19 protein-coding genes are annotated in these 21,768 nt (G+C 68.7%); 8 read left to right on the top strand and 11 right to left on the bottom strand.

Annotated features, from left to right (window positions below; translation table 11 throughout):
- Positions 1-10: 10 nt before the first annotated feature.
- A complete protein-coding gene (locus AB0M70_RS29045; RefSeq protein WP_365824338.1) occupies positions 11-3,784 on the top strand; it encodes a CHAT domain-containing protein in 3,774 nt (1,257 codons plus the stop codon).
- A gap of 228 nt (positions 3,785-4,012) precedes the next feature.
- Here AB0M70_RS29045 and AB0M70_RS29040 read toward each other — a convergent pair whose 3' ends face one another.
- Positions 4,013-4,702, bottom strand: a complete 690-nt coding sequence (locus tag AB0M70_RS29040) for a 2-phosphosulfolactate phosphatase (RefSeq protein WP_365824336.1) — start codon at positions 4,700-4,702, stop codon at positions 4,013-4,015.
- 192 nt (positions 4,703-4,894) lie between these two features.
- Positions 4,895-5,692, bottom strand: a complete 798-nt coding sequence (locus tag AB0M70_RS29035) for a 2OG-Fe dioxygenase family protein (protein ID WP_365824334.1) — start codon at positions 5,690-5,692, stop codon at positions 4,895-4,897.
- Between the two features lie 175 nt (positions 5,693-5,867).
- On the opposite strand from AB0M70_RS29035, the gene AB0M70_RS29030 reads away from it, so the two are divergent.
- Complete coding sequence (locus tag AB0M70_RS29030; RefSeq protein WP_365824332.1) at positions 5,868-6,992, top strand: TauD/TfdA family dioxygenase; 1,125 nt, start codon at positions 5,868-5,870, stop codon at positions 6,990-6,992.
- 28 nt (positions 6,993-7,020) lie between these two features.
- Here the strand turns inward: AB0M70_RS29030 and AB0M70_RS29025 are convergent, their stop codons facing one another.
- The 3 genes from AB0M70_RS29025 to AB0M70_RS29015 form a co-directional block, all read right to left on the bottom strand.
- On the bottom strand, positions 7,021-7,881 hold the full coding sequence (locus tag AB0M70_RS29025; protein ID WP_365824329.1) for a class I SAM-dependent methyltransferase: 861 nt from the start codon (positions 7,879-7,881) through the stop codon (positions 7,021-7,023).
- A 268-nt stretch (positions 7,882-8,149) separates the two neighbouring features.
- Positions 8,150-8,962 carry a phosphotransferase gene (locus AB0M70_RS29020; RefSeq protein WP_365824327.1) on the bottom strand — a complete coding sequence of 271 codons (813 nt, stop codon included), beginning with the start codon at positions 8,960-8,962 and terminating at the stop codon, positions 8,150-8,152.
- Between the two features lie 257 nt (positions 8,963-9,219).
- Complete coding sequence (locus tag AB0M70_RS29015) at positions 9,220-10,242, bottom strand: cation diffusion facilitator family transporter (protein ID WP_365824325.1); 1,023 nt, start codon at positions 10,240-10,242, stop codon at positions 9,220-9,222.
- 293 nt (positions 10,243-10,535) lie between these two features.
- Between AB0M70_RS29015 and AB0M70_RS29010 the strand changes: the two genes are divergently transcribed.
- On the top strand, positions 10,536-10,961 hold the full coding sequence (locus AB0M70_RS29010) for a DUF3592 domain-containing protein (protein WP_365824323.1): 426 nt from the start codon (positions 10,536-10,538) through the stop codon (positions 10,959-10,961).
- A 156-nt stretch (positions 10,962-11,117) separates the two neighbouring features.
- Here AB0M70_RS29010 and AB0M70_RS29005 read toward each other — a convergent pair whose 3' ends face one another.
- Together AB0M70_RS29005 and AB0M70_RS29000 are read right to left on the bottom strand one after the other, a co-directional pair.
- Positions 11,118-11,741, bottom strand: a complete 624-nt coding sequence (locus AB0M70_RS29005; RefSeq protein WP_365824321.1) for a hypothetical protein — start codon at positions 11,739-11,741, stop codon at positions 11,118-11,120.
- A gap of 196 nt (positions 11,742-11,937) precedes the next feature.
- On the bottom strand, positions 11,938-12,516 hold the full coding sequence (locus AB0M70_RS29000) for an XRE family transcriptional regulator (protein WP_365824802.1): 579 nt from the start codon (positions 12,514-12,516) through the stop codon (positions 11,938-11,940).
- Positions 12,517-12,607: 91 nt separating this feature from the next.
- On the opposite strand from AB0M70_RS29000, the gene AB0M70_RS28995 reads away from it, so the two are divergent.
- Positions 12,608-13,861, top strand: coding sequence for an MFS transporter (locus AB0M70_RS28995; RefSeq protein ID WP_365824319.1), 1,254 nt, complete (start codon positions 12,608-12,610; stop codon positions 13,859-13,861).
- Between the two features lie 43 nt (positions 13,862-13,904).
- Here AB0M70_RS28995 and AB0M70_RS28990 read toward each other — a convergent pair whose 3' ends face one another.
- Together AB0M70_RS28990 and AB0M70_RS28985 are read right to left on the bottom strand one after the other, a co-directional pair.
- The gene (locus AB0M70_RS28990; RefSeq protein WP_365824317.1) at positions 13,905-14,579 is read right to left on the bottom strand and encodes a LysE family translocator; all 675 of its coding nucleotides are present in this window, start codon (positions 14,577-14,579) and stop codon (positions 13,905-13,907) included.
- A gap of 376 nt (positions 14,580-14,955) precedes the next feature.
- Entirely contained in the window at positions 14,956-15,594 is a 639-nt protein-coding gene (locus AB0M70_RS28985; RefSeq protein WP_365824315.1) for a TetR/AcrR family transcriptional regulator, read from the bottom strand.
- Between the two features lie 156 nt (positions 15,595-15,750).
- Between AB0M70_RS28985 and AB0M70_RS28980 the strand changes: the two genes are divergently transcribed.
- Positions 15,751-16,509, top strand: coding sequence for an SDR family oxidoreductase (locus AB0M70_RS28980; RefSeq protein WP_365824313.1), 759 nt, complete (start codon positions 15,751-15,753; stop codon positions 16,507-16,509).
- Positions 16,510-16,733: 224 nt separating this feature from the next.
- Here AB0M70_RS28980 and AB0M70_RS28975 read toward each other — a convergent pair whose 3' ends face one another.
- Complete coding sequence (locus tag AB0M70_RS28975) at positions 16,734-17,753, bottom strand: zinc-binding dehydrogenase (RefSeq protein WP_365824311.1); 1,020 nt, start codon at positions 17,751-17,753, stop codon at positions 16,734-16,736.
- 61 nt (positions 17,754-17,814) lie between these two features.
- Between AB0M70_RS28975 and AB0M70_RS28970 the strand changes: the two genes are divergently transcribed.
- Together AB0M70_RS28970 and AB0M70_RS28965 are read left to right on the top strand one after the other, a co-directional pair.
- Positions 17,815-18,123 (top strand): metalloregulator ArsR/SmtB family transcription factor, encoded by a 309-nt coding sequence (locus tag AB0M70_RS28970; RefSeq protein ID WP_365824308.1) that lies wholly within the window; start codon positions 17,815-17,817, stop codon positions 18,121-18,123.
- A 68-nt stretch (positions 18,124-18,191) separates the two neighbouring features.
- Positions 18,192-18,713 carry a hypothetical protein gene (locus tag AB0M70_RS28965; protein ID WP_365824306.1) on the top strand — a complete coding sequence of 174 codons (522 nt, stop codon included), beginning with the start codon at positions 18,192-18,194 and terminating at the stop codon, positions 18,711-18,713.
- Positions 18,714-18,784: 71 nt separating this feature from the next.
- Here the strand turns inward: AB0M70_RS28965 and AB0M70_RS28960 are convergent, their stop codons facing one another.
- Positions 18,785-20,659: an APC family permease gene (locus AB0M70_RS28960; protein ID WP_365824304.1), complete on the bottom strand. Its 1,875-nt coding sequence runs from the start codon at positions 20,657-20,659 to the stop codon at positions 18,785-18,787.
- Between the two features lie 231 nt (positions 20,660-20,890).
- On the opposite strand from AB0M70_RS28960, the gene AB0M70_RS28955 reads away from it, so the two are divergent.
- Positions 20,891-21,436 (top strand): hypothetical protein, encoded by a 546-nt coding sequence (locus AB0M70_RS28955; protein WP_365824302.1) that lies wholly within the window; start codon positions 20,891-20,893, stop codon positions 21,434-21,436.
- Positions 21,437-21,768: the final 332 nt, after the last annotated feature.

The raw sequence follows: 21,768 nt of genomic DNA, 5'->3' as shown, positions 1-21,768 counted from the left end.
GAGTGAAGCCGTGAGGTACGACCGGGAGTGGTTCTTTCAAGCGGTCGGCGTGCGCCTCGACCGCGCCTTTACCGCGGCGGGAGCTGTGGACGCGGACGTGGTGTTCGGTCCCCTCGCTGATGCCGAACTGCGGGGACTGCTGCGGACCTGCGACCTGGGCACCGACATGGAGGCCCGGCACGCGGCCGGCTGGCTCTGCGCCGCCCGTGCGATGGCCGACCCGGGGGCCGGCGGCACTGTCCACGGGTGCATGGCCGGGACCTTGCTCTACCCGGTGTGGGTCGCCGACCCGGGCCTGGTGCCGCCGGGGTTGGCGGCGGGCTACGCGGCCAACGATCCCGCCACGCACCCCGACCCGGCGGATGCGGACGGTCCCGACGAGTGGGCGGCCCAGGTCGCCGCATTCAAGATCGTCGTGGAGGGGCGGCAGCACAACCCGCCGCCCGACGCCACCGAAGCCGTGCGCCGACTTCACGCGATGGCCATAGCCCTTGCCGCCCTGCCCCTCTCGCGCGAGGCCCGCCTCGCCAGCGTGATCGGCCTCGGCGCCCTCGCCGTCCTCGCGACACCGGAGTACGACCCCTGGTTTCCCGGTCGGCTCAGAGGCGTGGCCGACATCGTGACCCTCACTGGGGCCACCTGGCCCTTCGGGGACCTGGCGGACGCGGATCCGGTCCGGTTCGTCCACGGTGCCCTGAAGCAGATCCCGGCCGACTCCCCCGAACGGCTTCGCGTACTCACCGGTTTGGGCCGCCGGCTCCTGGACCGCTACCTGGACTCGCACGACGGCGAGGACCTGCACGAGGCGGCGGGCATCGCACGCGACGTCCTGGCCCAACTGCCGCCCGGTGACCCGTATCTGCCTCACTCCCTCAGCGCCCTGGGGGCAGCCCTGGTGCTGTTGCGGCAGGTGGAGGGAGCGACGCCCGAGGAGTGCGACGAGGCGGTGGACGTGTGCCGCCGGGCCGTCGCTGGCCATCCGAGGGGACACGCGGCGGCGGGACACGACCTGGGCATGGCACTCATCCTCAGGGCGCACCACACCGGCCACACGGCGGATCTGGACGAGGCGATCACCGTGTTCACGCAGTCCCTGCGGGTGGCAGGGGACTCGGGTGAGACCGCCGCCCTGCGCAACGCACTGGGCAACGCTCTGCGCGCCCGCTCCGTCGCGACCGGCTCGCGGGCCGATCTGGACGCGGCGCTCGATCTCACCGACCGCCCCTCGGCCGCATCCGCGGAGTCGGCGGGACCGCAACTGCCGCTCCTCGCTCCCGCGATGGCCCTGTACAACCGCTATCTCCTGGACCCGAAGGCGAACGGGGCAGACCTGGACGAGGCACTGCGCCAACTGCGGCACGCCGAGGGGCTGATGCCGCCGGGCCACCCGGACCGTCCCGTAGCGCTCAACGACCTGGGTCTGGTGCTGATCGCCTGCTACCAACGCTCAGGAAAGCCAGAGGAGTTGAACGAAGCCGTGTCGGCACACCGGGAGTCGGTGGTGCTCACCCGGCAGGGACACGGGTCGCTCGGTCTGCGGCTGATGAACCTTGGTGCCGCGCTGAATGTGCGGCACCTGCTGACCGGGGACGGCGACGACCTGCGGGAGTCGCGGGAGTGCCGGCAACGGGCGTTCGACCTGCCCGGCATGGGCCCGGCGCACCGGGCGGCGCTGCTGAGCTCGACCGGGCTCAGCCTCATGACGGGCTTCGAGCGTGTTCCCGATCCCGTGGCTGTACTCGATGAGGCGATAGGGCTCCTGCGGGAGGCGCTCGCACTCACCCCGCAGGATGATCCGAAGCTGCCCCGCCGCCGCCACAACCTCGCTGTCGCCCTGATGCTCCGCATCTCGAAGACGTTGCGGATCGACGAGGCCCGCGAGGTCCGCGACCTGGCCGACGCGGTGATCGCGGCGCTGCCCCCGAACTCGCCCGACCTGCCCAGTGCCCTCACCATTGCCGCGGGCGCACGACTGATCAGCCCCTTTGCCCTGCTGTCGTCCGGCGCCCGGGACGAGGCGGTCGCGCTGTATCGCCGGGCGGTCGAGGCCACAGCGCCCGGTCACCCCACCCGCACGCAGCGCCTGTTGAATCTCGGGGGTGCACTGCGCACCCAAGGGCTCCGCCGCCGTCGCCGTCCAGCCCATCTGGCCGAGGCGGCCGAGCGGTTCCAGCAGGCGGCCCTGGAGCAGCAGTGCGCGCCCGTCCAGCGCCTGGACGCGGCCCGGTCCTGGGGCGAGGTCCGAGCGGAGCTGGGTGACTGGGGCGGCGCCCTGGACGGCTACGTCATGGCGGTCGACCTGCTGCACTCGGTAGCGCCCCGCCATCTCGTCCGCGACGACCAGGAGTTCCTGCTCAGCCGTACCGTCGGCCTGGGCGCCGCCGCCGCTGCCTGCGCGGTGCGCTGCGGCCGGCCCGGCCTCGCGCTCAAACTGCTCGAACACGCCAGGGGCGTGATCCTCTCCCACGCTTTCGACGCCGACAGCGATCTCACGCGGCTGCGAGAGAGCGCCCCTGGCCTCGCCGACCGCTTCGAGGAGCTCCGCCACGCCCTCGACACGGCGACCGCCAACCAGGAGTTGCTCGCCGAGGAATCATCCGGATCCCTCGACGCGCGCGCCGACATGCGCCAGCAACTGGCTGCCGACTGGCGAGACCTCACCGCCCGGATCCGCGCCGAGCACCCCGAACTGGGCCTGCTGCGCCCGGTGCGGGAGTGGGACGAGGACGAACTGCGCGCCACGGCCGCGGCGGGCCCCGTGATCCTGGTCAACGTCTCCCCCTACGGCAGCGACGCTCTGATCGTCACCGAGCACGACATCAAGGCCGTTCCGCTACCGGGCCTCGACCCGCGGACGACAGCAACACGCCGACAGACCTTCCAGGACGCGCTGATCCGCTTCGAGACACCCGGCACCTCGCGCAAGCAGTCGCAGCGCGCGCAGCAGGACGTACGGGAAACCCTCGCCTGGCTGTGGCAGACAGTCACCGGACCGGTCCTCGACCATCTCCCTGCGGCAACCCGCGTGTGGTGGTCTCCCGGCGGCCTCCTGGGCACGTTGCCGCTGCACGCGGCAGCGCCCCCAGACGCCGCTCCAGGCGCCCTGGACCGGGTGGTCTCCTCCTACACCCCGACCCTGCGCGCCCTGCACCACGCCCGTCGGCGCGCCGCGGGCCCGACGGGCACCGGAACCCTCGTCGTCAGCGCCGCCCAGGCCAGTGGACAGGCACCGCTGCCCGGCGCCCGCCGCGAGGCCGATCACCTGGCCTCCGTGCTGCCCGGGGCCACACTCCTTGCGGACGCCTCCGCGACACACTCCGCGATCCTCTCGGCCCTGCCCCGTCACGCCTACGCCCACTTCGCGTGCCACGCTCTGGGCGACCTGGAACGCGCCTCCGGCAGCCGACTCGTCCTGCACGACCACACCGAACGCCCGCTGACCGTACGCGACCTGGCCCGACTGCGCCTGCCGTCGGTCCGGCTCGCCTACTTGTCCGCCTGTGACACCCTGCGCACCAGCCCCGAACTCGCCGACGAGGCCGTCCACATCGTCAGTGCCTTCCAGATGGCCGGTTTCCCCCATGTCGTCGGCTCCCTGTGGCACGTCGACGACGAGATCGGGGCGGACGTCGCGCTCAGCGTGTACGACACCCTGAACAAAGGCGATGGCACTCTCGACGTCGCCTGCACGGCCGAGGCCCTGCACCACGCCGTACTCGGCCTGCGCGACACCTATCCCCACACACCCAGCCTGTGGGCGTGCCAGGTACACGCGGGGCCCTGATGACTCGCGTGGGGAAGATCCGGTTGCCCGCCCTGGCAGGGGCCTGCTGATGCTCAGGGTCCTCGACACCCGCGAAGCGCCACTTCCGCACGGCAGGTGCGTGCCATGGCCAGGCCTGGCCTGGCCTGGCCCGCACGGCGAGCGTGCCTCTAGCGGGGCGCTGGCGCCAGGCGCCCGCGCACCCGGTCAGCGGTCAGCGGTCAGCGGTCAGCGGTCAGCGGTCAGCGGTCAGCGGTCAGCGGAGGGTATGGCGCGCGGGCGGAGGACCATGAGTGAATCTTCCAGATTCGCCACCATGGCAAAGGAGAAGCGGTCCAGCTCGAGACAGAGTGCGACGTCATCAGGATGGACTCCTTGACGCACACCCTGCGCCAATTCGGCGGCGGCGCGCGACTCGCCGGCGCGGCGTACAAACTCAGCAGCATCCGTCCCAGCCTCGGTGGCCCTCCGGGCGATGTATTGAGCGCACGCCAGATCTTCATCGGCCTGCCCACCCTCGCCAGTGACCACGAACGTGACACCGTCACTCTTGCGTGTCCGCAGGAGCCGAGCCGTTGCCTCCGCCACCACAAAGCTGGCGCACAGCACCAGCGACGCGTCCTTCACTGCCAGGGCGCCGACCGTCCCTGCCGTGGTTTTTTGCACAACGGTCCGTCCGCCAAGGTCCATGGACCGCAGCAGACCAGGCGAGTTGACGGCGTCGAAACCGGGCGCGGGCGGCCCGTCCTTGAGCGCCACCCAATCCTGGTGGCGAGCCTTGAGCGCCAGGGCTTCGTCCAGTGACTCAGCAAGAACGATCTTTTCCGCCCCCTGGGCAAAGGCCCAAGCGGCAACCGTGAAAGCACGCATGACGTCGACCACGACCGCCACGGACGGGACTTCGACCAACTCAGGAATGCCAAGGAAGCGAGGGTTCATTCTCGTCATGATCGCGCATGCCCGGCCCCGCTCCAACAACATGGGCCGAACCAACGTGCCCTACGCCAAGGCGATTTCACGGATTGAGGCGGCGGAGCCAGAGCGTGCCCACGAGCCGCAGGCAGGAGCGGCGGGGGCCTTGCGCACGCCGGCGGCGGCCTGAGCCCCGGTGCCCGGGTGCCCCCGACAGCCTCAGCCCGGCGCGAGGGCAGTGACCAACACGTCACGGTGAGCGGGGCGGCCGGCGTCCAGTGCCCGGATGGGAGAGACGGCGTGCAAAGTGGCCCGGTCATCCCCCAGAAGAAGAGTGCCGGGTTCGATCAAGGTGGTGCTCAGCAGCTCGGCGCCCCCCGCGGTGTACACCGTGCTCTTGCCGCCCACTGCGTTGTCCCGGTCGACCAGGAGCGAGGCCACGAGTGTGCCGCCGTCACGGTGACGCCCCTCCGGCGTGGGCAAGCCTTCGCCGCCGGCCTCCGCCACGACGCGGAAGGGATGCACCCGTACCGTCCACACCTGCGTGTCCTCCAGGCCCCAGGCCAGCTGGCCCAGCATACGGATCAGCGCCCCCAGCAGCGGGTCCGCAGCGAAGGCACCCGTCAGCGGCTCGAAATCACGGCGCATGTCCCCGTACAGGTCATTGCTCTGTTCCGGCTGCACGAAGGCGTCATGGGCGAGCGGCGTGAGCCCGCCTCCGTTGCGGGCCAGAGAAAAGCACCCGTAGCGCCGCCACCGCCGCGTGCCGCGCCGCGCCTCGTACGCATCAAGCGCCAGATCTTCCCAATGGGCGGCAAATCGACGCCACACTTCATCGTCCGCGCCCAGACACTGCCGGACCGTGGCGGGCGCCATCACGTGGTAGCCGTGCACGGCCAGAGCCGTACCCGTCTCCTCCACCAGGTCCCGAGCGAGCTGCGCCGAACGATGGACGCTCCCCGGCTGACCGCGGCCGTCACGCAGATACGCCCGCGCGCCGTCTCGTCCTTCATGCATACGTCCATACTGTGATCCGCTCCCCGGCCACGCATCCGCTGACCAGCGAACGGGCAAACCCTGATCTCCGACCCCACTGCCGCGGGTGCCCGCTCAAGCTCGGCGTTGCTGCCCGAGCCGGCAGTCAGCCGATGCGGAAGGCTTTGGCGCGGATGCGCACGGAAAGACGTGCCTCATGACATCGATAACGGCCGATGACGGCCTTCTCACCCTGAACGGGACCCAGTTTGCTCTCCCATGGCTGCGGTTCAGCTGCCCGTGCGCAACCTGCCGCCATCCCGCCTCGCTCCAGAAGATTGCAGACCTCAGCCCGCAGCCCGAAGCCCTACCGCAGGCGGCCAGGATCGAACTGAGCCAGGACGGCCGGCTCCTGCACATCACCTGGCAGGAACAGCCCGTGCACTACAGCAGCTACCGCCTGGACTGGCTCTTCACCCACACCTGGGACCATCCCGCAGACGCGCACTTACCCGCCCCGGTCCCCTGGGACGCCGCCACGCTCGACAGCGAGGCACTGAAATGGCACGAGGCAGCCGAGTGCCATGCCGGGCTCGGCGCCTGGACCGAGGACCTCTTCACCCACGGCTTCGCTCTCCTGCGCCGGACCACCGTCCCCGAGCTTCGGCGCCTGCTGGACGAACTCGATCCCGTCCACCACACCGAGTACGGACGCTACGCCGATGTCAGCGCGGTGCCCGATGCCGAGGACCTCTCGGAGATGTCCCTGACCCTGACCGCACACACCGACTACCCCTACCGCACCGCGGGCCCGCTCCTGGAGTTCTGCTACTTCGTCGAAAACCAGGCCCAAGGCGGAGAGTTCTTCTTCCTGGACGGGGTGAAGGCGGCCGAAGACTTCCGTACCCGGCACCCGGCCTGGTGCGCCCTCTTGGTCGAAACTCCGGTGGAGTTCGAGCAGGTCTACTCCAGCCACCGCTACCTGTACCGGCTGCGCCGCCCGATCATCACCCTCGGCCCCGATCAGCAGATCCAGGCACTGCACTTCGGCCACTCGCACGCGTGGACCTGGCACATCCCACCGGCAGGCGCCGCCGACTTCTACTCCGCCTACCACGCCTTTCTCCAACACCTGCAGTCCGAGCGCTACCGGATCACCCGCCGTTTCGCGGCCGGCGAATGCCTGGCCTTTCGCAACACACGCATCCTGCACGGACGGCATGCCTTCGACCCGGCCACTGGGCCCCGCCGCCTGATCACCGCGTACATCCCCTGGGACCAACTGGAAGCGCGCACCCGCTACCACCACGAAAGCCACACCTACCTTCCGCCGGCCACATGACTGACCCGGCATGACGCGGCTCCGCCGGTCAGTTCGTACAGTGAAATAGGCCCCAGCGGAGCAGCCGCCTATGGGTGATATCCACCCACAGAGGCAAATTGGCCAGCAACCCGTCGCAGTAGGCCGGGCTCATGACGCTGCGCAGCTCGTCGGCGCGGTGGGTCACCTCGTGTTCCAAGCGGGCGTAGTGGGTGGCCAGGTGTTCGGTGAGGTCGTCAAAACCCGTACTGAGGCCCAGCTCTGACAGGCGGGAACGGTAGTACGAGGGCGTGGCCAGGTTGCGCACCCCGAGCCTGGACAGCGCGGGCCGAAGGGCCGGGAGCGGAGTGGACTCAGCGGCCATGATGTCCGAGAAGATCATCGCTCCTCCCTGCCGAAGCACGCGGGCCGCTTCCTGCAGTGCGCGGTCGCGATCAGCTACGTGGCACAAGACCTCCAGCGACCAGACCGCGTCGAAGCGCCCGGAATCGTAGGGGAGGTCATTGAGGGAACCGGTCTCCACCTCGATCAGGTGGTCCAGACCCCGGCGGGCGTTGACCGCGCGATGTCGCTGGTTGTGCTCCTCGCTGAGGTCAAGTGCCACCACCCGGCAGCCGAACCGCTCGGCCAGCGCTCGAGATGAGCCGCCGTATCCCGAACCGAGGTCCAGCACCGTGGAACGCGGGCCAAGCAGATCCGCGATACGGTCCCCAGCCTGTTGCACCGTGCGGTGCGAGGCATCGGCGATCGCCTCCTGGTCGTGGTGGTACACCCCGACATGGATGTCCTCGCCGCCCCACACGGCGTCATAGAAGGCATCGACGTCGCGGCTTTCATAGTAGTGGCGCGTGGACTCCTCATGAGCGGATGAATCGGATGCGTCACCGGCAGCTGGCACGTTTTGCGTCATAGCCAGTCATTTCCCCTCTGCCGGGCACCTGGCACCTGATGGGCCGCAGAAAGTGCAGGTGCCCGACCCCTTTGCGGCGAGGGGCGCGCAGAGGGCGGGCGCCCTGCGGCAGTGCGTGAAGATGCAGATCGCGGGCGGGGGCGGTGAGTGCTCGCGGGTGGGACTGAGGGGGATGCTGCTTGCCCTGAGGTACATGACGGCGCAAGCCACGGTCAGGCTCGACGCTTCCAGCCAGCGGCAGCGTCCCAGGGTGTCCACGAGTGATGCGTCAGGCGAGCAGGTTCATCAGACGGTCAGCCTGCCGTTCCACCGTGCCGAACGGGTTCCTTGCGTTGTCGAAGTTGAGGAGGAACAGCCAGACCAAGGCGAGGAGTCGACGGCAGTGCTCAAGCCGTGTGGCTTCAGATGGGGTCAGGTCGAAGTGGCTCAAGAACGACGGGACATCGAGCGGGTGCTCCACCCAACTCCCCACGTGCTCGGTGATTTCCGCAAGCTCGAATGCGCGGTCGCTGCGACCTGAATCCTCGAAGTCGACCACCCGGACGCTGGAGCCATCCCAGAGGTAGTTGGCAAGGTTGCCGTCTCCTGGACCGAATGCCGGTGGAACACCCACCACTCCGTCCGGGTCCAAACCTGAGTGGGCGAGCCAGTCCAGCCCGCAGTCCATGGCCCATGCCACTGGGCCATCTAAAACCGTAGGACGGGCCGTCACCGCCCAGCCATTGAGGTGGGCGATGAGATCGCTTTGCTGTCCGGGCCTGATCGGCACCTCACGAAGCGTGTCGGCCGGCACTGCGGCATACATCCTGCGTGCTGCCGCAGCCAATGCCGTGACCTGCTCATCTCTCATGGCCCAGCCCCGTAAGGGCACACCGGCAAGTCGGGACATCACCACGGTTGACCCGGCCGCGGTGATGTCCGCCTCCCGGGGCTCAGGTGCCAACCCTGGTGCATGAGCGGACAGGAGTCTCAGGGCGCGCCATTCGCGCTCAGCACGCCCGCCGTCCCCTCCGGGGAACCGTTTGACCACATGGTCGGCAGTCATCTCCACCGCGTGCGTACTCCATGCGCCAGAACTCATAGGAGGGGATCATGCCAGGCACGTCATGCTCCTGAGCCGGAGTCCGAGACAAAGGCCCTGCCGTGCCTGGCTCGTGATCGGCTACTTGGCTGCCGTCCCGTGCTAAGCGATCGCTGAGTTCAGGTACAGCTGCTTACTGCCCGGCGGATCTGACTCCGTCAACTCGCCGTGGCACGGCGCCTGCACGACCGGGGAGAGGGCGCCGCGGCTGTGGTCAGTGGCGGACCAGGGTGTCGATGCGCGCCCGGCAGAGTCTTCTACCGAGCCGTAAGGTCCGGGTCGACCTCGGTGCCCGGCAGGGGTGGCGCCTCGGTGACGTCGAGGAAGACCTGGTCTGCCTGCGGCCAGCGTTCGGCCACGCCGGACTTGATGCGCTCCATGACGAGTTCCACCACCTCGCTGTCCCGGCCGGGCGCGAGGTCGATGCGCGCGGCGACGAGCGTGGAGTCCATGCCGAGCCGCATCGTGAGCAGGCTCGCGACACGGTCGATCTCGGGCTGCTCGGCGAGGAAGTGCGCTATCTCCTCGCGCAGTTCGGGGTCGACGGACTCGCCGATGAGCTGCTCCCTGGCCTCCTTGCCCAGGCGGTAGGCGACCGCGACGAGCAACAGGCCGATCGCTATGGAGGCAGCCGCCTCGTAGACGACCTCGCCGGTCGCCATGTGCAGGCCCATGCCGATCATCGCGAGGGTCACGCCGAGCACGGCGGTACCGTCCTCGGCGATGACGGTGCGCAAGGCCGGGTCGGAGCCGATGCCGCCCTCCTGGCGCCGCACCTGCCACAGCGCACGGACCAGGGAAGCGCCCTCGGCGAGGAAGGCGACCCCGAGTACGACGAGACCAATGATGTAGCCGGTCGTGGTTTCGGAGCTTTCGGAGCGCAGTGCCTCGATGCCCTGGAAGACGGAGAAGCATCCACCGGTGACGAAGATGCCCACGGCGGCGAGCAGCGACCAGAAGAAGCGTTCCTTGCCGTAGCCGAAGGGGTGTTGAGGGTCGGCCGGTTTACGGCTGCGGCGCAGCGCGGCCAGCAGAAAGACCTCATTCATGCTGTCGGCGATCGAGTGGGCCGCCTCCGAGAGAAGCGCGGGTGAGCCCGCGAACAGTCCGCCCGCGACCTTGGCCACGGCGATGACCAGGTTCGCGGCAAGCGCCACCCACACGGTGGTCTTCGTCTCCTGGTCCTTCGACGACGTGCTCTTTGCGGCTTGCTCGCTGGGCGCTTGCTCGGCCGACGCCGGTACGCTCGACGCTTGCTCGGTCGACGGCTTGGCGGTCATCAGGCCTCGCATTTCTGGGGGTCTCAAGGGTGCATGCAGTAGACAACACGCCGTCGTGTACCCCGGGGGTGTGGCTCCAGACGTGCAGGATTCGTCGTCACGCACGCGGGCTGATGGGGCCGCCGTCGCGCAAGCGCAGCGCGCGAGCCTTCCTTCTACTCAGACGTCATCGTGTGACCCACGCCCAGGTGTCATGCCCCTGATGAACTTGGAAAGGGTCCGCGAGCACCCTGATCGACCGGCAACCGGCGAGCGCATCGTTCGCACTTCTCACGTACGGGAGTACATACGGGATGGATTTCGTCTTCCACATATTCTTCCCGCTGTTCATCGTGTTGATGTTCTGGGCCGCCTACGCGATCGTGCGCCGAACGCGGCAGCGACGCACGGCGTGGGAGAGCGGACTCACCGCGCCGGCGCGGGTGGTGCGCGCCTGGGTCACTGTCCAGATGGTCAACAACGTAGCGCGGCGCATTCAGTGGCACGAGTACGACTTCACGACGGCGGACGGTCGGGCTGTCCGCTTCAAGGAATCAGGTGGTCCGGCGAGCCGGGAGCCGGGCGATGAAGCGTTGGTGTACTACGCAGGTGACGAACCGGACGAGGCCACTGCCAGCGAGCCTCAGCCAGGTAAGGACATGTTCGGGATGGTTTTTGGTCTCAGTGTCCTCGGCGTGGGGGTCGTCGTCCTCACCAAGGTGATGATCCAGTACTGGTGACGGCGCCTTCACTCGCGGGCAGAGGGCCTGGGACGGGGCGGCGGCAGAGCAGCCGGTGGCAGCCAGTTGCTCTCCACACCACCCGCGTCCTGGACCCGCGCAAGCACAGCCGATACCGCGTCGGTGCAGGTGCCCTGAGCGTCGAGCTAAGCGGTGTTACTTAACGCTCCACTTCAAAGGCTCGTTGTAGTAACCCTGGGAGTAGGTGACCTTTTCCACCTTCTCCCCTTCGGGGACGAGGTACGGGTCGCAGACAGAGCGCTTCTCGCCCTTCTTCCACACGTCCTCGGTCCCGAGTTCTTTGACCCCGTTGAGAAGGCTGCAGTCCTTCGGGGTGCTGCTGAGCGCACCGATGAGGATGAACTTCGTGCCCGGCCCCGAAGCGGTCTCGACATTGACATCACTCATCACCGGCGGCGGCTCTTTCAGCGCGTCGCCTCCGACGTGGCGGGCGTCCACGTAGACCCACACGACCTTCTTGCCTGCGTACTTGTCGGGCTCATCGAGCTCGTCAAGATCCTCCGGCTTGCCCTCAACGACCTTCGTCGGCGTGAACACGAACTTGGCGGTCTTCTTGTAACTGGAAACTTCCTGCTCCGGGCTCGGCTGACCGATCCGCAACTTCTTCGGAGCCTCAGAAGCTTTGGCGGTGTCGCCCTTCGACGACTCAGCCTCGGAGGGGTAGCACGCACTGACGGCGCAAACCGTGATCGCGCCGACGGCTATCAGCGCAAAGCGCCGACCGAGACGGGCGGCGTGCTGACTCTGTGGGTTAGACATGGACGACACCTTATGTTGATCAATCCCATCTGCAGGAACAGTGCGCAACAGATGGTGGGACACGGGACCGCTGGGCGGCAGAAAGGTAACTTCTCGGGCGCCCGGCTCACACGTGCGCGCCTCTGCCCTGTTGCCCTGTCCGGGACGGACGGTATACGGACGCAACGGCCGCGCTCCGGCCATGGGCCGGGCCGCATCACCGCCTCGCGGTATGGAAGTGGATGCGCTCGCCCTGCTTGCCGAAAAGGCTCAGCACTTCGACGCTGCCGCGCCCGGCGGCACCGAACCAGTGCGGAATGCGGCACTCGAACTCGGCGGCCTCCCCTGCCCCGACGATGAAGTCGCGGTCGCCCAGCTGCACGCGCAACCGTCCGCGGAGTACGTAGAGCCACTCGTGGCCCGCATGGGTGCGCAGATGGGGTTCCGTGTCGTGGCCCGGGATCGTCAGCTTGTACGCACGTGGCTCCGCCTGCTGCCGGGACAGCGGGACCAGTACCCGGCCGTTCTTCCTGGAGGGTTCCTGTTGTACCCGCGGGTCGAGGATCCGCGGCGCGGCAACGATCTCGTCCAGGGGTATGCCCAACGCCGCGGTGACCGGCAGAAGGAGCTCCAGGCTCGGCTTGCGCTGCGCGGATTCCAGCCGGGACAAGGTGCTGGTCGAAATGCCGGTGGCGCGGGCGAGTTCGGCCAGGCTCAGGTCCTTCTTCTCGCGGGCGCGCCGCAGCCGGGGGGCGATCTGCTCGATCACCGCATCAATACTCGGTTGATCGTCCATGAGCAGCAGGCAACCATTCCGTCCCGGAAACGGCAACGCTTTTTGCCGGTGGCTGCCGGGGCTGCGGATCCTGTCGGCGGAGGTGATCCGGATGGACACAATCGGGACGGAATCGGCCGGGACGGATGCGGCCGGGATGGAATCAACGGCCATGGCGGCCAAGCGGCGTGGGGGCGGACGCACCGACCGCCTGCCCGCGGGGGTGTACCTGCTGGGCTTCAGTTTGTTCGCCATGGGAAGCGCGGAGTTCCTGCTGGCAGGCGTGCTGCCGTCGGTCGCCGCCGATCTGAACGTCACGCTGTCTTCCGCCGGGCTGCTCATCACGGCGTTCGCGGTCGGCGTCGTACTCGGCGGGCCCCCGTTCGCCGTGCTCAGTCTGCGCTGGCCGCGGCGCACCACGCTCGTGGCCACCCAGGCCGTGTTCGCCGCGAGTGTGGCGGCGGGGCTGCTGGGCAACTACCAGGTCCTGCTGCTGAGCAGGGCGATATCAGGCATCGCCTACGCCGGATTCTTCGCGGTCGCCTCGGTGACCGCGCTGCGGCTGGTGACGCCGGACCTCACCGCGCGGGCCTCCGCCGTCGTGGTCAGCGGTCTGAGCGTGGCGATGGTCGCGGGCGGACCGGCGGGCACGTTGCTGAGCCACTTCACGAACTGGCGTGGCGGCTTCTGGGCAGTCGTGGCCCTGACCGTCGCCGGGATGATCGGCTGCCTGCTGGGTCTCCCCGCCGCCCGCCCCGGTGACGCGCCTGCCGCGCGGCCGAGGGTGGGGGCGGAGCTGGCCACGATGCGTCAGCCGTCGCTGTGGGGCATCTACGCGATCACGGTCCTGACCACCGCGGCATACATGATCACGTTCAACTACCTGGCGGCGATGCTCGACGAGATCACGAGGTTGCCCGAAAGCTGGATTCCGGCGGTCCTCGCACTGTTCGGCGCCGGGGCCTTCGCCGGGCTCTCCGTCGGCGGCCGGATCGCCGACCGGCGCCCCCACTTCGCGCTGCTCACCGGCGCCCTGGCAACGGCGCTGCTGTCGCTCCTGATGGTGGCGGCCATCCACCGGGCCTGGGCCGTGCTGCCCACCGTGTTCCTGCTCGGTGTCGCCGCATTCGTGCTGAACCCGGCGTTGTACGGACGGGTCTTCGCCATCGCCGCCGATGCCCCGACCCTCGCCGGCGCCACCACCGTCTCGGCCTTCCAACTGGGCATCAGCATCACCCCTGTACTGGCCGCAGCCGTACTCACTCATGGCGCCGCGCTCACCTCGGTCAGCTGGATCGGAGCCGCCCTGGCTACGGCCGCCGTACCCCTCATCCTCCTGGACCGGGCACGTCGAGCCCGAAATTGAGCGGCAGCGTCCTTGGCCGGTCCGGACCTCGACGGTTCTGCGGTCAGGCTGCTGTGGCGACGCCGATGCCCATGGCGATGAACAGCCAGCCGGTGGTCAGTTCCCAGCGGTGGCGGATCTTCGGCCGGGCCAGCAAGGTGCGTAGCCGCACAGCGACCGCGACCAGGGCGAACCAGAAGCCGACCCCGATGAGGACATCCAGAATCCCCAGCAGGAAAATCTGCTGGGTCCTGGAGCCGCCTCCGTTGACGAACTGCGGCAGGATGCTGAGGAAGAACAGCGCCGCCTTGGGGTTGAGTACGTTGGTGAAAAATCCCTGGGTGAAGCTGGAGCGCCAGCGTGCGGCGGCCAACTGCGGTTGCCCCGGGGTGCTTTGGGCGGCGGCGCGGGGCCTCTTACGCTGTTCGGCGCCCGCGGCGGCGCGCTCTCGGGCGCTGCGCCGCGCGGCGAGCACCGCCCGTACGCCCAGGTAGACGAGGTAGGCGGCGCCCAGGAGCTTGATGGAGTCGTAGACCACGGGTGTGTGGGCAGCGATCACGGACAGGCCGACGGCGGCGGCGAGCATGTGCACGCACAGTCCCGCCTGGGCTCCCAGCGCTGCCGCCCGGCCTCGGGAGGGGTGCTCGGCTGCTGAGCGGAGTACCACCAAAAAGTCCGGCCCCGGGACCACATAGGCAACCAGCACCACGCCCAGGAAGCCGAAGAGGTCGACTGACATGCGTTCTCCGTCCATCAGCCCGGCAGCCTGGTGGCCGTCGGCGCGGGGGTGTCTCCGGTCCGGGTTTCCGGCTGCTGGTGTGCGGGCGCTGGCAGCATGGGCGAGGGACGCGTCGGGTCACGCCTGGCGCTGTTCGTGCGGTCGCTGCGCCACGGTCACCGCGCGTGCACCAGCGTGACCACCTCGTCTCGGAGGCCGGCGGCCTCGAGGCAGTGCCCCGCCCGGTACCTGGCGCCGCACACCTCACCTGCGTGGCGCATCAAGGTGAGGGCCATGGGGCCCCTGTACCCGCTGATGCATGGGTACACGCAAACGAGGCATGGCAGATGCGGCTGTCGAGACCTGGACACTCTCTACATGCCCGGCGTCAGGAGTGCTACGAGTCGTCGGCGCTGCACCCGTAACGGGCGAGCATCGTCGTGACCGCCTCGTCGACCGCGTGGCCTACGTCGGCAGGTGCAGGGCTCCAATCCGCGAGCAACATCCGCGGCCACAGGACGTAGTTGGCGATCATTCCGAGGAACTGGTTGGTGGCGCTCTCCGCGTCAGGTACCACCGCAGTGCCCGCGGTGTGCTGGGCCTCCAGGTAGTGCTGGACGGAGATGAAGTAGGGCAGCTTGCCCAGCTCGAACTGAGCCCGTCCCAGTTCCGGGAAGCGCGGCAGTTCGGCGATGACGATGCGAAAGAGGGCGGCCATCGCGGGCCGGCCGATCAGGTCAGCGTACTGGCGGCCGATCGCACTCAGGCCGGCGCCCAGGTCGCCGGGCTGCGTCGCGGGCGCCGCCGGGTCCGGCCCGCCCTTCCAGTACTCGGTGACGATGGCCTCGAAGAGCGCCGCCTTGGTGGGGAACTGCTTGAACAGCGTGGACTTCGAGACGACCGCTTCCTGCGCGATCTTCGCCAACGAGGTCCCGTCATAGCCCCGTTCCAGGAACAGCTTCGTGGCCGCTGCGGTGATCGCCTGGCGCTTGCGCTGAGCGAGTCGTTGATGGTGTGCCGAGAGTCCTGCGGTCATGGGATCAGTATGACTCATTGCGAGGCGAGTCACTTGACTCGCCACTGCGTAGATGTTTACGTGGCCAGGAAGGCGAGTCGCACGACTCGCATCCGGTCGACGAGAGCACCACCGGCCGGCGTCGTTCCCGTCCAAGTTCCTGAAAGAGACGCACTCATGGAGTCAGGCAAGATCGCATTGGTGACCGGCGGCAATCGCGGGCTGGGCCGGGCTACGGCTCAGGCGCTGGCCCGGCACGGGCTGCGCGTCATAGTGACCTACCGCGGCGACGCGCAGGAGGCCGAGGAGACGGTCAAGACCGTTCAGGACACCGGCGCCACGGCTGCCGCGCTGCGGCTGGACATCAGCGACGTGGCCTCCTTTCCCGCCTTCGTCTCCCACTTGGCCGCGCAACTGGAGCGCTGGGAGGCGGCCCGGCTGGATGTCCTGGTCAACAATGCCGGGATCGGGCTGTTCGGACCGCTGGAAGCGGTCACGGTCGACGACTTTGACGCGGTGATGGACACCAACGTGCGTGGCACGTTCTTCCTCATCCAAGCGCTCGCACCCGTGCTGGCCGACGGGGGGCGGATCATCAACGTCTCCTCCTCCCTCAGCCGCCACACCAGTGCCGGCACCTCGGTCTACTCGGCCTCCAAGGCGGCGGTCGAGGTCCTCAGCCGCACATTGGCCGTGGAGCTGGGGGCGCGCAAGATCCGCGTAAACGCCATCGCGCCGGGGCCGACCGCCACCGACTTCAACGGCGGAGCCATGCGGGACGACGCGCAGATGCGCGAAGGCTTGGGCGCGCAGACCGCGCTCGGCCGCGTCGGCGAACCGCAGGAGATCGGCGACGCCATCGCCGCGCTCGCCTCCGACGACCTGCGTTGGGTCACCGCCCAGCGCCTCGAGGTGTCCGGCGGCGCCCTGTTGTAGCGGCCCCCGCCCACACGGTGTGCCCCGCCCCTTGCCTGACAGAACCAGGGGATGTAGTCAGACGCGGTCCGCCCCACGGGCCCGGTGGGCGGCATAGCGGGCCTCGTCGCCGCCCCTCTCGGCAATCCAGTTCGCGCTGGTCTGCTCGCACCAACCGAGCAGACGACTGACGCCCTCCGCCGAGCCCTGGCTGATGACGTTGCCTGCGCGGATCGGGCAACAAGCTACGGCACAGACGTTGTCCGGCTCGGTGGCTCGTCCATGGGGTGCACTGCGACGGCGATTTTGCCGCGTGGGCGTCGGTGGCCTTGGACGGCAGAGCCGCCTTCCAACAGGGTGTGCGCCTGTGCGATGTCGGTCAGCGGGAGCACGGTGCCGATCACCGGCCGGAGTTTGCCCTGGTCGACCAGTCGGCCCAGGGCCGTGAGCTTGGCCCGGCCGGGGCTGACGAAGAGGAAGTGGTAGGTCGCGTTCACGCCCCACGCGGCGAGCAGGTTCTGAGGTTCGGGGATGTCCACGATGGACACCAGCCGTCCGCGGTCGGTGAGGATCTCGGGGCTGCGGGCCAGGGTGTCCCCGCCCACCGTGTCCAGCACGACGTCCACCCCGCCCAGCGCGCGGACCTGGGGAACGTAGTCACCGGCCGAGAAGTCGATCGCTACGTCGGCTCCCAGTTCGGTGACGAACTCATGGTCCCGTGCGCGCGCGGTGGTTACCACCTCGGCTCCCAGCGCGCTGGCGACCTGGATCGCGGCCGAGCCGACTCCGCCCGCTCCGCCGTGCACCAAGACCCGCTCCCCCACCCGTACCCCGGCGCGTTCGACCAGCGCCTCCCAGACCGTCACGCCCACGAGTGCGAGAGCGGCGGCCTCGACGTGTGACAACCGTGCGGGCTTGCGGGCGACCAGAGCCTGATCGACCACGTGGAACTCGGCGTAGGTCCCCTGTCCGGCGAACATCGGCGCCAGGTACCAGACTTCGTCGCCCGGCAGGAAGTCACCCGCCCCAGGCCCCGTCTCGACCACTACGCCGGACACGTCATTGCCGATCACCGCGGGTAGCGCCAGCTGGTCGCGGTAGTCGCCGCGCCGGGTCTGCAGGTCCAGAGGGTTCACGGACGTGGCCAGCACGCGCACCAGCACCTGACCGGGCCCGGGAGCAGGCCGTGGCACTTCTCGGGTGGCGAACGCGGTGTCCGCGTCGCCGAAGCGGACCAGTTCCATCACACGCATTGAGGTCGACATGCGATGACCTTAGATCGACACATCGCGAATTATCAATATGTACTTGCGTTACGATCACCACGTGTTTTCCGAGGAGGAGTTGCTGGCCGTGTTCCGGGCCCTGTCCAACCCGGCCCGTCGGCAGATACTGGTGTGGCTCAAGGAGCCGATGAGTTTTCCCGGCCAGGAGCCCGACGACGTCGAGATCGGCGTCTGCGTGAGCGACATCCAACAGCGCGCAGGTCTGGGACAGTCCACCACCTCGCAGTACCTCGCGATGCTGCGCCAGGCAGGGCTGGTGATCGCCACCCGGCGGGGCAAGTGGACCTACTACCGCCGCGACGAGGCGAACATCGCCCGCCTTCTGAAAACCTTGCGCGACGTGTTCTAGATCCCATGCCCTCCAGTAGATCCCATGCCCTCCAGCTCAGCCCCGCCCTGAGATCTACGATGCCCACCATGGAATCAGTCTCCGCCGTAGTCCACCTGGACAGCCCTTTCATCAACTTCCGAGACTTCGACTTCGGCGAGGGCTCCCACGGCTACCGATGGGTCAACGTCAAGCGTTTCCAGTTGTCGTCCGCGGCATTGAACGACCGTGACGTACTGGCTGCCTTGATCGCGCATCCTCAGTTTCGGGACACCTACGACGGAGCCGGCGTTCAAGACTGGCCTCGGCACGGTCAGTGGTGGCTCGACCGCATCACTCCTGATAACTACAAGTTGGTCGATGCCGCGACAGCCGTCGACACCATTCGCTCCTGGGCTGACCAGCATGGGGCCGTCCCAGAATCACTCGCGTCTCGCCTGCGGCAGGAGATCTGCAGCCCGATCCGCAGGGCGACCAGCAGGTACTTGCTGGGGCAGCTTCCGGAGGACGCATTGCACGACTACGGCCCTCTCCACGTCGACTTTCACGAACTCGTCCTTGTCGACCGTCCGGCTGCGACGCTTACTCTCCTCGTCGCAGCTGACGACTGAGGCTGCCGCGATCAGCCAGTTGTGCCTCAGCTCGCTGCCCGCCACCACGGACGACTGCGTCGCGCGCATGCTCAGTTCAGGGCTCGACCGGGGAGACGGAACCGCAGTCGGCAGATGACCGCGGGTGTGTCGCGGCGCACCGCGTGGGCGACGACCGCGCCGCGCTGGTTCTGCAACAGGCGCTGCCAGAGCCGGGGGGGCTCGACCTCGGGGATCAGGACCGTGACGCGGGTGCCCGGGTGGTAGTCGTAGATCTTCCGGACGTACGCCGCGACCGGGCGGCCGACCGTACGGTGCTCGGATTTGAGTTCCACCAACTCGACGCCGGGGTTCCACAGCTCCCAGTCGCGGTGCAGAGCGGTGGCGGCCTCGCGGTCCTCGGGTTCGAGGTGGGTGACGGTGACGGCGCGTACCTCGTCGCCGAGGGAGACGGCGGCGTTGAGCGCCTCGCTGGTGAGGTTGGAAAGGCCGGAGACCGGGACGATCACCAACGAGCGGGTGCGGTGCGGGGCTTCGGGTACGCGGCCGATGCCGAGGCGGTCCCCGATTCCGGCGTACGCGCGCTGGACCGCTTCGAAGGCGGCGACCAGCAGAGGCAGGGCGATCACGATGAGCCAGGCACCGTCGTGGAACTTGGTGGCCGTGACGACGATGGCGGAGACACCCGTGAGGAGCCCTCCCAGACCGTTGAGGACGGCTTTGCCCCGCCATCTCGGCCCACGTACCTGGCGCCAGTGCAGGACCATGCCGGTCTGCGCGATCGTGAAGCCGACGAAGACGCCGATCGCGAAGAGCGGGACGAGGGTGTTGGTGTCGCCGCGGGAGAAGAGCAGCAGCGCGGCCGATACGGCGGCCAGGGTCAGCACGCCATGGCGGTGCACCTGACGGTCCGCCTTGAGTGCGAAGACGTGCGGCAGATAGTTGTCGCGCGCGAGCAGCTTGAGCAGGACGGGCAGGCCCCCGAAAGAGGTGTTCGCGGACAGCGCCAGCAGGAGCATGGTCGCGAACTGGATGACGTAGAAGGCCCAGTTGTGGCCGAGCGAGGCGTCCGCGAGCTGCGCGAGTACGGTGACGCCCTCGACGGGCTGCAGGCCGAAGCGGGAGATGAGGACCGCGAGGCCGATCAGCATGACACCGAGGATGGCGCCGAGCGCGACCTCGGCGTGCTGGGCACGGCGCGCCCGCGGGCTACGGAAGGAGGGCACGGCGTTCGCGATGGCCTCGACGCCGGTCAGTGCGGAGCAGCCGGAGGCGAACGCCTTCAGCAGGAGCAGGGCGCCGACCGTGGTCGCGTTGTCCGCGACGACCGAGGCGTGCCCGTCGGCCGTGGCCGTGGAGACCGGACTGTCGCGGAACAGGCCCGCGGCGATCAGGACCAGGATCGAGATGACGAAGACCGCGGTCGGCACGATGAAGGCCTTGGCCGATTCGACGATGCCCCGCAGATTGACCGCCGTGATCAGTACCAGGACACCCAGGCACAGGGGCAACCGCTCGGCGTAGAGCCCCGGGAAGGCGGAGGTGAGCGCGGCGACGCCCGCCGTGACGGCCACCGCGACGTTGAGCACGTAGTCCAGGACCAGGGAAGCCGCGGCCACCAGGCTGGTGCGTCGCCCCAGATGTGTCTTGGCCACCGCGTACGATCCGCCGCCGTTCGGGAACGCCGCGATGACCTGACGGTAGGAGGCGACCAGGACCGCGAGCAGACCGGCGATCGCCAGGGTCACGGGAAGCGTGAACCCGAGGCCGAAGCCGCCGGCGGCAGCAAGGACCAGCACGATCGCCTCCGGGCCGTACGCCACCGACGCCATCGCGTCGAGCGAGAGCGCAGCCAGGCCGGTGAGGGCGGTGAGGCGGTGACGCTCCCCGGTATCCGCGGGCGCCCCGGTATCCGGGGACTCCCCGGCTGCGGCGGCGGTACCGGAATCGGCGGACAGGACGGACATGCACATACTCCTTCGGGCGCGACCTGGTCAGGTCCCGTCAGGTTCGGTCCACTCCCGACTGATCTCCTACCGTCCTTGCGCGTTCTTCGCGCCGAAAGCCCCGGTCTTCACGCACCCTTGACACCCGAAGGTCGACCGGCCGGTCCAAGCCGTCAAAGTTCACTCGCCACGGCGTCAGGGGCTCGTCAACGGGCGTGCCGCAAGGCTGCCTCGCTCCGTAACTTCGGTCGCATGAGACCCCGTACCGCATCAGTAGAAGCTGCCGCGCCCCCGCCCGAACGCGTGGCGCGTGACCGCCACTGGTCTGCCGACCTGCGCGACACCATTTTTTGCGCCGGCGTACTGCTCGCGCTCCTGATCGTGCTCGACGCAGCCCGCGGCGAGCTCACGCTGCCGCGGACCGCGCTGTGGTGCGCGCTCGCGGTCTTGCTCTTCGCGGTTCTGCTTCCGCCCAAGGTCAGCGCAGGCCAAGGCTGGCTGGCCTCGCGGGGGTTGCTGCGCACCAAGCGCGTGCGCACCGACCGTCTGATCTCTGTGCGCTGGATCGACGGTGTCTCTCAGCGTCTCGTGCTGCGCGATCTGTACGGCACCAGGGTCGAGATCGATCCCACTGTGCTCACCGCCAACCCCGACCTGTGGGCCCTTCTCGAGCACGGCGCACACATCTCCTGCCAGACGGGTCTGATGACCTGCGGCGCGACCGCGCTGCGCCAGCTGTCCCGGCGTGTCGACAGCGAGACCGCGCACCTGCTGTTCAAGATCTCCGGAATGAGATAGCCGTCGACTGAGGGCGCGCGGCAAGAGGTCGGCGTTCTGCCAAGCGACGACCTCGCGGAGCGGTCGCCGAAGACGGCGAGGCTCGTCGGGCCGCGGCTGCTGCGGAGGGCGTCTTCCGTGCCGGCGCGTGTGCGACAGACAGCATGTACGGCTCGACCAAAGGCTCGGACCGGGTGAAGCGCTCGCGGGACAGACCCAGTGCCCGTGCTCGAAGCCCCGAGCCCTCGGCCCATGTCCGGGGGGTGCCTCTATGTCGTTCGTCAAGGCACCCCTGTCGGGTTTGGGGTGGTTCGGTATTGCTGGGGTCACGCGGCGAGCTCGACGCTTCTCGG

The sequence above is a fragment of the Streptomyces sp. NPDC051214 genome (assembly GCF_040682375.1).
Taxonomy (GTDB): Bacteria; Actinomycetota; Actinomycetes; order Streptomycetales; family Streptomycetaceae; genus Streptomyces.
This window is presented reverse-complemented; position numbering and strand designations above follow the sequence as displayed.

What these genes read in the sequence shown, in the direction of transcription:
- AB0M70_RS28955 (WP_365824302.1), top strand. Translation starts at nt 20,891, where the DNA reads ATGAGACCCCGTACCGCATCAGTAGAAGCTGCCGCGCCCCCGCCCGAA.
- AB0M70_RS29025 (WP_365824329.1), bottom strand. Translation starts at nt 7,881, where the DNA reads ATGACGCAAAACGTGCCAGCTGCCGGTGACGCATCCGATTCATCCGCT.
- AB0M70_RS29030 (WP_365824332.1), top strand. Translation starts at nt 5,868, where the DNA reads ATGACATCGATAACGGCCGATGACGGCCTTCTCACCCTGAACGGGACC.
- AB0M70_RS28995 (WP_365824319.1), top strand. Translation starts at nt 12,608, where the DNA reads ATGGACACAATCGGGACGGAATCGGCCGGGACGGATGCGGCCGGGATG.
- AB0M70_RS28965 (WP_365824306.1), top strand. Translation starts at nt 18,192, where the DNA reads ATGGAATCAGTCTCCGCCGTAGTCCACCTGGACAGCCCTTTCATCAAC.
- AB0M70_RS29010 (WP_365824323.1), top strand. Translation starts at nt 10,536, where the DNA reads ATGGATTTCGTCTTCCACATATTCTTCCCGCTGTTCATCGTGTTGATG.
- AB0M70_RS29040 (WP_365824336.1), bottom strand. Translation starts at nt 4,702, where the DNA reads ATGAACCCTCGCTTCCTTGGCATTCCTGAGTTGGTCGAAGTCCCGTCC.
- AB0M70_RS28975 (WP_365824311.1), bottom strand. Translation starts at nt 17,753, where the DNA reads ATGTCGACCTCAATGCGTGTGATGGAACTGGTCCGCTTCGGCGACGCG.
- AB0M70_RS28960 (WP_365824304.1), bottom strand. Translation starts at nt 20,659, where the DNA reads ATGTCCGTCCTGTCCGCCGATTCCGGTACCGCCGCCGCAGCCGGGGAG.
- AB0M70_RS29035 (WP_365824334.1), bottom strand. Translation starts at nt 5,692, where the DNA reads ATGCATGAAGGACGAGACGGCGCGCGGGCGTATCTGCGTGACGGCCGC.
- AB0M70_RS28980 (WP_365824313.1), top strand. Translation starts at nt 15,751, where the DNA reads ATGGAGTCAGGCAAGATCGCATTGGTGACCGGCGGCAATCGCGGGCTG.
- AB0M70_RS29005 (WP_365824321.1), bottom strand. Translation starts at nt 11,741, where the DNA reads ATGTCTAACCCACAGAGTCAGCACGCCGCCCGTCTCGGTCGGCGCTTT.
- AB0M70_RS28985 (WP_365824315.1), bottom strand. Translation starts at nt 15,594, where the DNA reads ATGACCGCAGGACTCTCGGCACACCATCAACGACTCGCTCAGCGCAAG.
- AB0M70_RS29020 (WP_365824327.1), bottom strand. Translation starts at nt 8,962, where the DNA reads ATGAGTTCTGGCGCATGGAGTACGCACGCGGTGGAGATGACTGCCGAC.
- AB0M70_RS29000 (WP_365824802.1), bottom strand. Translation starts at nt 12,516, where the DNA reads ATGGACGATCAACCGAGTATTGATGCGGTGATCGAGCAGATCGCCCCC.
- AB0M70_RS28990 (WP_365824317.1), bottom strand. Translation starts at nt 14,579, where the DNA reads ATGTCAGTCGACCTCTTCGGCTTCCTGGGCGTGGTGCTGGTTGCCTAT.
- AB0M70_RS29015 (WP_365824325.1), bottom strand. Translation starts at nt 10,242, where the DNA reads ATGACCGCCAAGCCGTCGACCGAGCAAGCGTCGAGCGTACCGGCGTCG.